The organism is uncultured Pontibacter sp. (assembly GCF_947502515.1).
Taxonomy (GTDB): Bacteria; Bacteroidota; Bacteroidia; order Cytophagales; family Hymenobacteraceae; genus Pontibacter.
This window is the reverse complement of record NZ_CANNAI010000003.1, coordinates 330,176-343,564: the sequence shown is the minus strand read 5'-3', so window position 1 is coordinate 343,564 and position 13,389 is coordinate 330,176. Positions and strand designations below refer to the sequence as shown.

The window sequence follows — 13,389 nt, the reverse complement described above, 5'->3', positions numbered from 1 at the left end:
TGGCAAATTAGTGCAACAGGGTATGCCCTGGCAGGTCATATAGCAGCATTACAAAGAGCCCCGCTGGAAATAAACTGGCGGGGCTCTTTTTATAAGAAATTACCGGAATGTATAAGTCTATAGCCACTGCCCGAATAGCTTCATTATGAAATAATCTTTAAATTTATTCTGATCGTTGGCACGGATTGCTATACCTTGGCTTTTGCTGCCATAGCAGGTGCCTTGTGTTGGACTGAGGCTGCCTCTCCGGTCCACAGCGCCTGCATTTCCTCCAGCGACTTGTTCTTGGTCTCCGGCACCATCTTCCAGACAAACAACAGCGAGAGCACACTCATCACGCCATAAAAACCGTAGGTGAAGGCGCCGCTGAACTCCATCATGGATGGGTAAGTAGAGGAGATGAAGTAGTTCGCCGCCCACTGTGCCGCCACGGCTACTGCCACGGCTTTGCCCCGAATTTTATTCGGGAAAATCTCGGAGATCAGCACCCAGCAGATCGGCCCCCAGGACATCATAAATGAGGCTGTGTAGATGATGATAAACACCAGTGTGCTGATCCCGATAATCTCGAAGTAGGAGAGTCCGGCGATGGCGAACATGCCGATGGCCATACCTACCGAGCCGATCATCAGCAGCGGCTTTCTACCCCATTTGTCCACTGTAAGAATGGCCAGCACCGTGAATAGAACATTGATCACACCCATCACCACGGTTTGGAGCATAGAAGCGTCTTTGCCGGCACCCATGCTCTCAAAAATGCGGGGTGCATAGTAGAGGGCCACGTTTATACCTACAAACTGCTGGAAAACTGAAAGCAAAATGCCGATCACGATAACAATGCGGCCATAGGAGAGAAGCTTGCCGGAGTGGTGCTCCACTGTATTTTTAATGTCAGCCAAAATTTGCCTGGCCACTGACGGGCCGTTGACTTTCGTCAGGACTTTCAGTGCCTCCTCATCCCGGCCCACCATGCTCAGGTAGCGTGGCGTTTCAGGGACGAAGAACAGCAGCAACGCAAACAGTCCGGCAGGTATAGCCTCCGATAAAAACATCCTGCGCCAGCCCACTTCGTTTATCCACTCGATGGATTGGCCGCTGGCGATACCCCAGTTGACAAAGTAAACCACCAGCATCCCAAAGATAATGGCAAACTGGTTGAGCGACACCAGGCGGCCCCGGAGGTGTGCAGGTGCAATCTCACCAATGTACACCGGGCTCACAGCAGAGGCAAGACCTACACCAATGCCACCCAATACACGGTAAAAGTTGAACAGGTAGAGCAGTCCCATGGTCGGTTCACCCTGCTCAAAGAACAGAAACTCCGGATAGGCTGAGCCAAGGGCCGAAATGAAAAACAGGAAAGCGGCTACCAGCAGGGTTTTCTTGCGGCCTATACCTGAGGCCAGCAAACCGGAGATCGCTCCTCCTATTACGCAGCCGATCAGAGCGCTGGAAATAGTAGCCCCATGCACCCAGGTACTCAGCCCAAGGCCTTCGATCAGGTAGGCCTGTACCGATTTCTCGGCACCCGAGATCACGGCCGTGTCATACCCAAATAGCAGACCGCCGAGTGTGGCGATCAGGGTAATGCCTGCAATGTAAGGGAGGTTGCTGGCACTATAATCCTTTGTGTTTTCCGTCATGGTGAAGCAGGGTTAGGGTGGAAGATGCTACTGCTTAGATGAAGCGGTTGATCAGGTTCTCCAAGTACTCCTGACGGCCGCTTCTTACTTCTGGCTCCCCATGCACGATCGCATAGTCGCGTAACTCTTCCAGAGTCAGCTTACCCTGCTCAAAATCCTTGCCCTTGCCACTGTCGAATGAGGCGTAACGTTCCTGGCGCAGCTTTTTGTAATCGGAGTTTTGCAGGATGTTGTCAGCCGTAATAAGGGCGCGGGCAAAGGTGTCGGCACCGCCGATGTGGGCGTAGAATAAGTCAGCCGGGTCGGTGGAGTTTCTGCGGATCTTAGCGTCGAAGTTGATGCCGCCGCCCTGCACGCCGCCTGCTTCCAGGAACACCAGCATGGCCTCTGTCAGCTCGTTGACGTTGTTGGGGAACTGGTCGGTGTCCCAACCGTTCTGGTAGTCGCCGCGGTTGGCGTCGATGGAGCCGAGCAGTCCGGCATCAGCTGCCACCTGCAGCTCATGCTGGAAGGTATGGCCGGCCAGCGTTGCATGGTTCACTTCGATGTTAAGCTTGAAGTCGTCTAGCAGGTCGTACTGACGCAGGAAGCTAATAACAGTGGCGGCGTCGTAGTCATACTGGTGCTTGGTCGGTTCCATTGGTTTTGGCTCAATGAAGAATGTGCCCTTGAAACCCTGCTTGCGGGCGTAGTCCCGGGCCATGTGCAGAAACCTGGCAAAGTGCTCCTGCTCCCGCTTCATGTCTGTGTTGAGCAGCGTCATATAACCTTCACGGCCTCCCCAGAACACGTAGTTTTCACCACCCAGTGCAATCGTCGCATCCAGGGCAGCTTTAACCTGAGCACCCGCATGGGCTGTCACATGGAAGTCCGGGTTGGTGGCGGCGCCGTTCATGTAGCGGCTATGCGAAAAGACATTGGCCGTGCCCCAAAGCAGCTTGACACCGGTCTCTTGCTGCTTTTGCCTGGCGTATTCCACAATTGCCTGCAATCTGCGCTCGTTTTCCCGAATGTCGTTGCCATAGTCTACTAAGTCCACGTCATGGAAGCAGTAGTAGGGCAGGCCGAGTTTGGTGATGAACTCAAAAGCCGCATCCATTTTGCCTTTCGCTCTTTCAATAACGTCCTCCTTCTTGTTCCAGCCATACTTCAGGGTCGGCCCGCCAAAAGGATCTGAACCATCGGCATTAAAGGAGTGCCAGTAGGCCACGGCAAAGCGCAGGTGGTCTTTCAGCGTTTTGCCGGCCACTACACGGTTCTCGTCGTACCAGCGGTAGGCCAACGGATTGTCAGACTCGAGTCCTTCAAATTTGATGGCGCTTATACCTTTGAAATATTCTGATTGGGTTAGTGTCGTGTTTGCCATAAGGTATAGGGATTAGCTTGTTTGCGATTTAGTTTATGCGTCATTCAGGTGTTTTTCGAGTAATGTTTTCCATTCCTGGTAGGCCGGCTCGTACAGATCAATGGCTTTGGGCTCCACCACCCGCAACCTTTTGCTGTTTGTAAAAGCTTCTTTCTCGGAGGTGAAGGCTTTCACCCCAATGCCGGCACCCAGCGCAGCGCCTATGCTGCCGTCGTTCAGGTATAGCTCGACAGGGACGTGGGTAGCGTTCACAAAAGCCTCCGTGAAGCACTCGCTCAGGAAGAGGTTGGCCTGGCCCGCCCGGATGATGCTGGGATTCATGCCGCTTTCGCGCATAATGTCCAGTCCGTAGCGGAAGGCGAAAGCAATGCCCTCCTGCACCGCCCGGAACATATGCGCCTTAGTGTGAAGGTTAAGGTCAATGTGGTGGAAATGGGTGCCCACGATCTTGTTGTTGAGCATGCGCTCGGCTCCGTTTCCGAAAGGGATCACCCGCAGGCCATTGCTGCCGATAGGTATAGCAGCGGCCATCTGGTTCATGTCGGCATAGCTTATACCTGGCCCGGCTATGTTCTTCATCCAGCGGTTCAGGCTGCCAGTGCCGTTGATGCAGAGCAGCATGCCCAGCCTTTTATCTGAGTCGGCATAGTTCACGTGCGCAAAAGTGTTCACCCGGGACTGCGGATCGTAAAGCAGCTTGTCGCTCACACCGTAGATCACGCCAGATGTTCCAGCCGTAGCGGCTACCTCGCCGGGCTGCAGCACGTTCAGCGAAAGGGCATTGTTGGGTTGGTCTCCTGATTTATAGGTAACTGGTATACCTGCTTTGAGGCCAAGTTCGTCGGCAACGGCTTTTGTGACCGTGCCGTGTTCTGAGAAAACCGGGTTGATAACAGGTATAAGATGCTTGTCGAATTTGTAGTAGCCAAGTACATCGCTGGAGAGTTCGTTCTCCTGAAAATCCCAGAAGACACCCTCCGACAAGGCTGATACGCTGGTGGTGATGTTGCCGGTCAGTTTCATGGCCACGTAGTCGCCGGGCAGCATGATCTTGTCGATGTTGTCGTATAGTTCGGGTTCGTTTGCTTTGACCCAGGCCAGCTTTGAGGCTGTGAAGTTGCCGGGGGAGTTGAGCAGTCGTGACAGGCTTCGTTCTTCACCGATCGTTTTGAAAGCTTGGTTGCCGATCTCCACGGCGCGGCTGTCGCACCAGATGATGGCGTTACGAAGAGCTTGCTGCTCTTTGTTCACCACTACCAATCCATGCATCTGGTAGGCTATACCTATGGCGCCGATATCCCTCGGATTATACCTGCCCGTCGCGTTCACTTTCCGAATAGCGGCCTTGGCGTGTTCCCACCACATCTCCGGTGCCTGCTCTGCCCAGCCCGCTTGTGGGGCCAGGATATCTGACTCTTCCTCCGGGTGCTGGGCCGAAGCCAGACAATCCTGCGTCTGGGCATCTACCACCGAGACTTTGATCGAAGAAGTACCTACGTCTATACCTAATAGAAGCATATGTTTTAAACAGCTTAAAGGTGATCAACAGGTGTACGGTATAGCTACCTGGTGCGGCGTAACGGAGCCAACTTTTATGGCTGCTGATTACAGTCCGAATACCTCCGGCAGCCAGAGGCTAAGGGCCGGCACATAGGTGACCAGCAGCAGGGCTACCAACATGGCTACGAAGAGCGGCACCAGCGGTTTGATTACTTTGCTGATACTGATATTAGCCACACCGCAGCCCACAAAGAGCACCGAACCAACCGGCGGCGTGCAAAGGCCGATGCAGAGGTTGAACACCATCAGAATGCCGAAGTGTACCGGATGAACGCCCAGGGCTGTTACGACTGGCAGAAAGATCGGCGTGAAGATGAGTACAGCCGGTGTCATGTCCATGAAAATCCCCACGAACAGTAGGATCAGGTTAATGATGATCAGGATGATGATCTTGTTATCGCTGATGGAAAGCAGCGCCTCACTCACTGCCTGCGGAATGTTCTCAAACGACATCACCCAAGACATGCCCATCGAAGTACCGATCAGTAGCATGACAATAGCTGTCGTGATCACTGTTGTGATCAGGATGTCCGGCAGATCAGCTACTTTTACTTCACGGTAGACTACCATCGACAGCACAACCGTGTAAAGCACCGCAATGGCCGAGGCTTCTGTAGCTGTGAAAACCCCCGCTATGATACCACCAATCACAATAAAGAGCAGAAACAAGCTAGGAAGCGCATCGATCAGCTTTTTGAAAACCACGCTAAGCGGAATGCGATCGCCTACCGGGTATTTGTTTTTATAAGCCATAAACCCGGCCACGCCTACAAGCGACAGGCCTAGCAGAATGCCTGGTACATAACCCGCCACAAAAAGTGCGGCAATGGACACACCCCCACTTGCCAGTGAGTACACGATCAGGATATTGCTCGGAGGAATGATCATGCCGGTGGTGGCTGATGTGATGTTTACTGCAGCACTGAATGGGCGGGAGTAACCCTCTTTGACCATGCGTGGGTTCATGATACCACCAATAGCCGAAGCCGCCGCTACAGCAGACCCTGAAATAGCGCCAAACAGCATGTTCGCCACAATGTTCACGTAGGCGAGTCCGCCGGGTAAGGTGCCCACCAGACTTTTTGCAAAGTCGATGAGGCGGGTAGCGATACCTCCCCGGTTCATCAACTGACCAGCCAGGATAAAGAAAGGTATAGCCAGGAGAGCAAAGCTGTCGAGGCCGGTAGCCAGGCGCTGTGCCAGCGTGGTGAAGGCAGGTACCGGTGCAATGCTAACCAGCATGGTGAGCAGGGCAGAGATACCAATGGAAAAGGCAATGGGTACACCGATGATCAGTAGGAAAATAAAGCTGACAATCAGTACGATGATCTCAAGAAATTCCATAAGCTCCTGTTATAAATATGTTGCTAAGCCAACTCTTTTCCAATTTCTTCCGGCTCTTCACCCTGCAGGCGCAGGTTCACCAGGCTGTAATACACAATCAGCAGTCCACTCAAAGGCAGCACCGTGTACACATAGCCAAGGGGAATATTGAGCGCTGCGGATGTCTGCTCCAGTTTAAGGGTAATATAGACCAGTTTAATACCGCCCCATACCAGCACCAGGAAAGAGAACAGGGCAACTACCACATTCGTGAAGATGCTCAGGTTCCGGGCTTTTCGGCCATGCATTTTAGACGGCAGAATATCGATGGCCAGGTGCATTTTTTTGCCTGTTACATAGCTGGCTCCCAACAGACCGACCCAGATCAGAATGAAGCGGGCAAGCTCGTCGGTGAAGGAACTAGGAGACTTGAACAAGTACCTGGACGCCACCTGCCACAATACGTTCAGCACCATCAGACCCATTAGCACCACGAGTGACCAGAATAAGGCTTTATCAACTTTTTCCCTGATTTTCATAGGTTCTGGTTTTTAAGGTTTTGTTGCAGTTACAATAGCCTCTTTTTGGTTGCCCGTCTGGCGGATGCGCTGGATCAGGCTGTATACCTCCGGCTCATTTTTGAAGCTCTCGTACATAGGCTCTACCAGCTTGGCAAAAGGAGCCTTATCTGGTGTGCTCACCGTTACGCCGGCGTCTCTTATTGCCTTCAGGGCTTCTATTTCAGCTTCTTCCCAAAGTTCACGCTGTACCTGGGCCGATTCGTCGGCCGCCTCCTGCAGCCACTGCTGTTCCTGTGGCGTCAGGCTATCCCATACTACCGTGCTGATCAGCAAAATGTCCGGGATCATGGTGTGCTCGTTCAAGGAGTAGTATTTGCTTACTTCGTAGTGGCGCGACAGGTAAAAGCTCGGCGGATTGTTCTCCGCACCGTCTACCACGCCTTGCTGCAGGGCTGTGTAAAGTTCTCCCCACGATACGGGCGAAGCGGCACCACCAAAGCTTTTGATCATGCCGAAGGCGGTGTTACTAGCCTGTACCCGGATGGTCATGCCGCGCAGGTCGGCTGGGGAGTCTATTGGTTTTTTGGTGCTGTAAAAACTGCGGCTGCCGGCGTCGTAGAAGCAAAGGCCCCGCAACCAGTATTTCTCGCCTTCTTTCAGTAGATCGTCGCCAATACCGCCGTCCAGCACATCATAATAGTGCGCTTTGTCCCGGAAGACATAAGGGAGGCTCAATGCTTTGAAGTTAGGCGAAAAGCTCTCCATGACAGCGGCCGACACCTTGGTCATGCCGATGCTGCCGATCTGCAGGAGTTCGATGCTTTCACGTTCACTGCCCAGTTGGGAGCTCGGGTAGATGTCGATCGTCATCTTGCCGCCTGATTTCTCTTTTACCCGTTCGGCCATATACACCATGGCTTTGTGTACCGGGTGTGTTACCTCAAGGGTATGGGCTAGTTTGACTTCGGTGGTTTTGCTTATTTTCTGGCAGGAGTTGACAATAAGCAGTATGGCTAGGAGAGGAGCACAATATGCGAAACGCTTATACCTGTAAGCGAAGCGGGAGAGAAGGTATAGATACAACTGTTTCATCATTTCCTCCTGACTGCTTTCACGATTTCGATTGCCTTTCTCGTCAGTTCATCCAGTTTGGTGTAGTCTCTGTTTTCAAGGATGTCCTTGCTGATCATCTTCGAGCCCATACCTACTGCACAAACTCCTGATTTAAACCAGGTGCTGATGTTTTCCCTGTCGATCTCCACACCGCCAGTCGGCATAAACAGCTGTCCGGCAAAGAGCTCTTTGATGGACGACACATAGCCTGGCCCCAGCACATTGGCTGGGAAGATCTTGATGAGCGCCGCCTGATGTTGCTGAGCTGTGTGAATCTCTGTCGGCGTAAAGCAGCCCGGTATCCACAGCAATCCTGCTTCGTGTGTCAGATCACCCACTGCCGGGTTCACGATGGGGCAAACAATATAGTCAGCACCTGCTTCAATGAAAGCCTGTGCCTCTGCTGTTGTTTTAATAGTGCCAATACCCAGGTGCAGGTCAGGGTATACCTGGCCGAGCTCTTGCTTCAGGTATTTAAAGTTTTCCAGTGCTGCCGGCCCTCTGTTGGTATACTCCAGCGTCCGGATGCCAGCCTGATACAAGGTCTTTACAACCTCCAGGCTCACTTCGGGGTTTTCATAGAAAAACAGGGGCAGCAGACCCTGGTCCAGAATGGCTTGCAGGGCACTCTCTTTAGTTTGCATAAGCTGAAATCGTTTCTTGGATCTCCGCAACCGTGCTGGTTGTGGCATCACTCGGAATAAACAGTTTTTTGAAGGCGGCGGCTGTAGCGAACTCAAGCGTTTCGGAAGGAGGGAGCTGGTGGTAGAAACCATAGATCAGACCTGCCATAAAACAATCGCCACTTCCCACCTTGTCCAGGATCTGCTCTACCTGATATTCGTGCGAGGTATACAGTGTGCCCGCTTCGAACAGGGTAGTAAAATATCGAATACCTTGCTGATAATCAAATCGGAATGTATTGGCAACCGTGCGGCACTTCGGAAACTTCTCCAGAATGGCTTTAGATGTTGCCTCTGCGTGTTCCTGCAGGGCCTCCTTGCTCAGGTTAGCGATGAGTTCTTCATCCAAAGATATACCCAGCATTTTGTTGGCCGCCCAGATATTGCCCATGATCAGATCGCAGTATTGGGCCAGAGCGGGCATTATTTCCACCGGATCTTTGCCGTATTGCCAGAGCTTGGCGCGGTAGTTCAGGTCCAGGGAAATAGTGATGTGCTTCTGCGCTGCTACTTTCAGGGCCTCTTCGCACACATCAGCTACCGACTGGTTAATAGCCGGGCAGATGGCGCTGAAATGAAACCAGTCAACACCCTGGAATACTGTGTCCCAATCGATAAGGCCCGGCTTCAGTTCTGCGTAAGCAGAGCCGGCGCGGTCATAGATCACACCGGCATTCTTCAGGTCCTTTCCTTTGGGCAGGTAATACAGGCCAACCCGGTTGCCCAGGTATACGATGCTATCGGTCTGTACCTGTTTGCCGTTGAGGTAGCCAACAAGCTGCTCAGCCACAAAGTTGTCGGGCAGGGCGGTCAGGTAGGCAGAAGGAACGCCCCATAGGGCCAGGGCTGTTGCCACATTGGCCTCAGCGCCGCCCACGTAAAAGGGGAGCTTGTTTTCCTGCAGCCACTGTCCGCCTTCGTCAGGGCATATCCGGAGGAGCAACTCGCCAAAAGAAAGTACCTTGCCCATACCTGATTAGAAGTTAAAGTATGACTTTGCGTTGTTGTAGCAGATATCCTCCACCATTTGGCCTAACCAAGCCATTTCGCTGGCAGGAAGCTCACCATTCTCCACATCGTTGCCGATCATGTTGCACAGGATTCTTCTGAAATACTCGTGACGTGGGTAAGAAAGGAAGCTTCTGGAGTCAGTGAGCATACCTACAAATCGGCTCAACAGGCCCATGTTACTCAGGGCGTTCAGTTGGCGCTCCATACCGTCTTTCTGATCGAGGAACCACCAGGCCGAACCGTACTGGATCTTGCCCGGCGTGCTGCCGTCGTTGAAGTTGCCAATCATGGTCGCGTATAACTCGTTCTGGCTTGGGTTCAGGTTGTACAGGATCGTCTTAGCCAGTTGGTTGGAGTTATCCAGCTTGTCCATGAACTTCGCCAGTGGACGCGCCACGTCAAAGTCACCGATCGAGTCGAAGCCAGTATCCGGGCCCAGTTCACGCATCATGCGGGTGTTGTTGTTGCGTAGCGCACCCAGGTGGAACTGCTGTGTCCAGTTCTTAGCGTGGTCCATCAGGGCCAGCTGCATCAGCATGGCCGATTTGAACTTGAGCACTTCCTCTTTTGTAATCGACTGCTTCTGCAGCGCTTTTTCGAAAATAGCTTTTACTTCCTGTTCGGTATAGGCTTCTGCGTAGATCGTCTCCAGACCATGGTCCGATAGGCGGCAGCCATTCTCGTGGAAGAAGTCGTGGCGCTGCTGCAGGGCGTCCAACAGACCTTGGTAATTGTCGATGGCTATACCTGCCGCCTCAGCCAGTTTCTGCAGGTATGGCAGGAACACGGCTTCATCGTCAATAGCCAATACTTTGTCGGCACGAAAAGCCGGCAGTACCTGTATGCCAAAGTTGTCAGCCTTTATCTTCTGGTGGTGCTCCAGCGTGTCGATCGGGTCGTCGGTGGTGCAGATGATCTCCACGTTCATCTTTTTGAGGATGCCACGCACGCTGTACTCGTCAGTTTGCAGCATGTCGGTGCAGGCGTCGTAGATATCACGCGCTGTCTCAGGCTTCAGGATGGTGTCGATTCCAAAAGGGCGCTTGAGCTCCATGTGCGTCCAGTGATAAAGCGGATTGCGCATGGTATAGGGCACAGTCTCGGCCCACTTCTCAAACTTGGCGTAATCGTCGGCATCACCGGTGCAGAAATGCTCCGGCACCCCATTGGTGCGCATGGCACGCCACTTGTAATGGTCACCCTCCAGCCAGATCTGGGTCAGGTTTTTAAACTTGCGGTCGTTGGCAATGTCCTGCGGCGACAGGTGGCAGTGGTAGTCAATGATGGGCATGTCTTTGGCATGCTCATGGTATAGCCTACGTGCCGTCTCTGTCTGCAACAGGAAATTCTCGTCCAGAAATGGGGTAATGGTGTAAGTGTCCGTAATTGTGTTTCGCATGGGTATGGTGTAGGCAATGCGCCTGGTAAAGTCAAATGTATAATTAGATGCCTGGTTTAGAGGCCTTCAGGAAAAATGAAACATAGCCTAGCAATGTCAAGTATAGCCGGGCTATACCTGACATTGCTAGGCTATGTTTGCCTGTTTCTCTGCTAGTTGCAAGGCCTCCAGTTCTGCTGTTACTAAGTCTGCTAGTCCTGGAATTAGGGTCAGGTCAGTATCCCAGAAGTCTTTGTTGCTCAGCACGGCAGTTACAACTTCGTCAGCAGATTCCTGCTGCCAGGTCCTTTCAAAGAAAGCCAGCACTTCTGGCGTGTCGTTCAACGGAATGCTTTCGCCGTTCCACTCGCCTTTGTAGAAAAGGATAAGCGCTGCCAGCGATTGGAGCAATCGTTTCGGTAACTGACCTTTGCGCTGGTAGTACTCCAGTACCGACGGCAGCACACGCACTTTGTACTTCGATACCGAGTTGAGGGCGATGCTGATCAGCTCGTGGCGGATGAACGGGTTCTGGAAACGCTCGATCACATCGTTGGCAAACTGCTCCAGCTCCTCCTGCGGCAGGTCAAGTGTCGGGATGATTTCTTCAAAGATGGCTCTGCGGATAAAATCACCGGCCTTTTTGTCTTCTATGGCGTCGCGCACGGTGCGCAGTCCCTGCAAGTAGGCTACTGGCACAAGCGCGGTATGTGCTCCGTTCAGGATGCGTACTTTGCGGGTGCGGTAAGGGGTGAGGTCTTCTACGAACTTCACCTGCAAACCTGCTTCGTTAGCCGGGAAGGCAGCTCTCACAGCTTCAGGTGCCTCAATTACCCACAGGTGGAATGGTTCGGCCTTCACAACTAGGTTGTCGTGGTAGCCAATCTCCTGCTGTATCTCCTGAATGTTGTCTTTCGGGAAGCCCGGCACAATACGGTCTACCAGCGTGTTGCAGAAATGATTGTGCTGCTCGATCCAGGCGGCGAAGTCGGCCGGAAGGTTCCAGTGCTTCGCGTATGCTAGTATAGAGTCGCGCAGGGCCTCCCCGTTTTTCTCGATGAGCTCACAAGGAATCAGGTATAGCCCTCTGTCTGCTGCGCCTTCAAAATGACGGAAACGGTGATAAAGCAAAGCCGTCAGCTTACCCGGAAAACTGCTAGGCAAAGTTTCCATACCTGTATCGGCTTCATCGAAAGCGATACCTGCCTCTGTGGTGTTGGAAATGACAAACTGCAGGTCCGGGTTTTCAGCAAGGGCCAGGTATGCCTTGTAGTTCTCGTATGGGTTGGTGGCATCCGCGATGCAGCTGATCAGGCGCAGCTCGCGGGTCGTTTCGCCACCCTGTATTCCTTCCAGCAAAACATGGTACAGCCCCTCCTGATGTTGGAGCAGATGCACGATCCCTTTATCCAGTGGCTGTACGATCTGTACCTGGCCATCGAAATTGGTGCGCTCGTTGAGCAAGTCGATGATCCAGTCTACAAAACCACGAAGAAAATTACCTTCGCCAAATTGCAATACCTTCACCGGGTGCCGCTGCGGCAAACTGGCTGTACGACGGTTGAGCTGCTTCATAATGATCTGGTTTTGAATAGGTGTAAGCCCCTGTTGTTTTATAATTGTATTTGATATTTCTGTCAATCCTGAGAGCACGGTATTTTCTTGAAAACTGTGCAATCGATTGTATTTTGCTTCTAAAAAACAGCCGCCTTTTACAGCGGCTTGTGCCTGGCTTCCGGCGCCTTCAACTACTTGCGCAGCGTCGACTTCCGGATGATTAGTTCAGGTTTCAGCACGGTCTTCTGCGACACAATGCCTTTCTCCCCGTCCTTGAAATGCTCAAAAAAGAGCTCCGCCGTGATGTTGCCCATCTTGATACTGCGCTGATCTACGGTCGTGAGCGGCGGATCGGTGAACGAGGTAAAAGGTTCGTTACTGAATCCGGCCAGTGCCACCTCCTGCGGAATCTGAATGCCACGCTCCTTCAGCACCTGCATAGCACCCATAGCGGCATAGTCACTGGCTGAGAATACCGCATCCGGGCTTTGCTTCAGTTTGAGTAACTTTTTCATGCTCTCTCTGCCGTCTTCCAGCTGCAAATCACTTTTGATTACCAATTGCTCGTCATAGGGTATCTCGTAGTCACGCAGGGCATCCATGTACCCTCGAAGGCGCTCTTTAAAAACGCTCACCTTCTTCGGACTGGTGAAGTGCGCAATGCGCCTGCAGCCCTGCTGGATCAGGTGTTCCACTGTTTTGTAAGCGCCCAGGTAGTCATCAATCATCACTTGGCTTACCTCCAGTTCGTCGGTGGTGCGGTCAAACAGCACCAGCGGTATACCTTTCGATTGCACCTTTTTGAAGTGGTCGAAGTTCTCGGTGTTCTTGCCAATGGAGGCTATGATGCCGTCTACCCGTGCATTCAGTAAGGCCTCAATCGTCTGTACTTCCTTCTCGTAGTTGTCATACGATTGACAGATGATCACCTTGTAATTCAGGTTGTTAGCAATTTCTTCGATGCCGCGTACCACGGAGGCGAAGAAGAAGCGGTCAGCCGTTGGCACGATCACACCAATGATGTAGCTCTTGCCATGGCGCAGGGCCGCTGCAATATTGTTCGGCTGATAGTTCAGCTGCTTGGCGGCTTTCAGTACCGCCTTTTTGGTGGCGTCACTAATGCGTGGGTTGTCGTTAAGCGCACGCGACACCGTAGAAGCCGTGATGTTCAGCTTCTCTGCAATATCATGTATCGTTACTTTCGTCTTTGTTGACATATCTGTCTCTTAGAGCT

At 52.5% G+C, this 13,389-nt stretch carries 11 protein-coding genes; all 11 read right to left on the bottom strand.

The genetic code is table 11. The features are described from left to right. Positions 1 to 188: 188 nt before the first annotated feature. The gene (xylE, locus tag Q1A54_RS10595) at positions 189 to 1,643 is read right to left on the bottom strand and encodes a D-xylose transporter XylE (RefSeq protein ID WP_299987520.1); all 1,455 of its coding nucleotides are present in this window, start codon (positions 1,641 to 1,643) and stop codon (positions 189 to 191) included. Between the two features lie 34 nt (positions 1,644 to 1,677). Further along, positions 1,678 to 3,009, bottom strand: coding sequence for a xylose isomerase (gene xylA / locus Q1A54_RS10590; protein WP_299987517.1), 1,332 nt, complete (start codon positions 3,007 to 3,009; stop codon positions 1,678 to 1,680). Between the two features lie 33 nt (positions 3,010 to 3,042). Beyond that, on the bottom strand, positions 3,043 to 4,527 hold the full coding sequence (locus Q1A54_RS10585; protein WP_299987515.1) for an FGGY family carbohydrate kinase: 1,485 nt from the start codon (positions 4,525 to 4,527) through the stop codon (positions 3,043 to 3,045). Between the two features lie 87 nt (positions 4,528 to 4,614). Next, positions 4,615 to 5,913 (bottom strand): TRAP transporter large permease, encoded by a 1,299-nt coding sequence (locus Q1A54_RS10580; RefSeq protein WP_299987512.1) that lies wholly within the window; start codon positions 5,911 to 5,913, stop codon positions 4,615 to 4,617. Between the two features lie 23 nt (positions 5,914 to 5,936). Beyond that, a complete protein-coding gene (locus Q1A54_RS10575; RefSeq protein WP_196117296.1) occupies positions 5,937 to 6,431 on the bottom strand; it encodes a TRAP transporter small permease in 495 nt (164 codons plus the stop codon). A 12-nt stretch (positions 6,432 to 6,443) separates the two neighbouring features. Continuing rightward, on the bottom strand, positions 6,444 to 7,505 hold the full coding sequence (locus Q1A54_RS10570) for a TRAP transporter substrate-binding protein (protein ID WP_299987913.1): 1,062 nt from the start codon (positions 7,503 to 7,505) through the stop codon (positions 6,444 to 6,446). Further along, positions 7,505 to 8,170 carry a bifunctional 4-hydroxy-2-oxoglutarate aldolase/2-dehydro-3-deoxy-phosphogluconate aldolase gene (locus Q1A54_RS10565; RefSeq protein WP_299987505.1) on the bottom strand — a complete coding sequence of 222 codons (666 nt, stop codon included), beginning with the start codon at positions 8,168 to 8,170 and terminating at the stop codon, positions 7,505 to 7,507. The genes Q1A54_RS10570 and Q1A54_RS10565 overlap by 1 nt, the downstream gene beginning before the upstream one ends. After that, a complete protein-coding gene (locus tag Q1A54_RS10560) occupies positions 8,160 to 9,179 on the bottom strand; it encodes a sugar kinase (protein ID WP_299987502.1) in 1,020 nt (339 codons plus the stop codon). Before Q1A54_RS10560 ends, Q1A54_RS10565 begins: the two co-directional genes overlap by 11 nt. 6 nt (positions 9,180 to 9,185) lie before the next feature. After that, positions 9,186 to 10,619, bottom strand: coding sequence for a glucuronate isomerase (gene uxaC, locus Q1A54_RS10555; RefSeq protein ID WP_299987499.1), 1,434 nt, complete (start codon positions 10,617 to 10,619; stop codon positions 9,186 to 9,188). Positions 10,620 to 10,745: 126 nt separating this feature from the next. After that, a complete protein-coding gene (locus Q1A54_RS10550; protein WP_299987497.1) occupies positions 10,746 to 12,173 on the bottom strand; it encodes a tagaturonate reductase in 1,428 nt (475 codons plus the stop codon). 173 nt (positions 12,174 to 12,346) lie between these two features. Further along, a complete protein-coding gene (locus tag Q1A54_RS10545) occupies positions 12,347 to 13,372 on the bottom strand; it encodes a LacI family DNA-binding transcriptional regulator (RefSeq protein ID WP_299987494.1) in 1,026 nt (341 codons plus the stop codon). Positions 13,373 to 13,389: the final 17 nt, after the last annotated feature.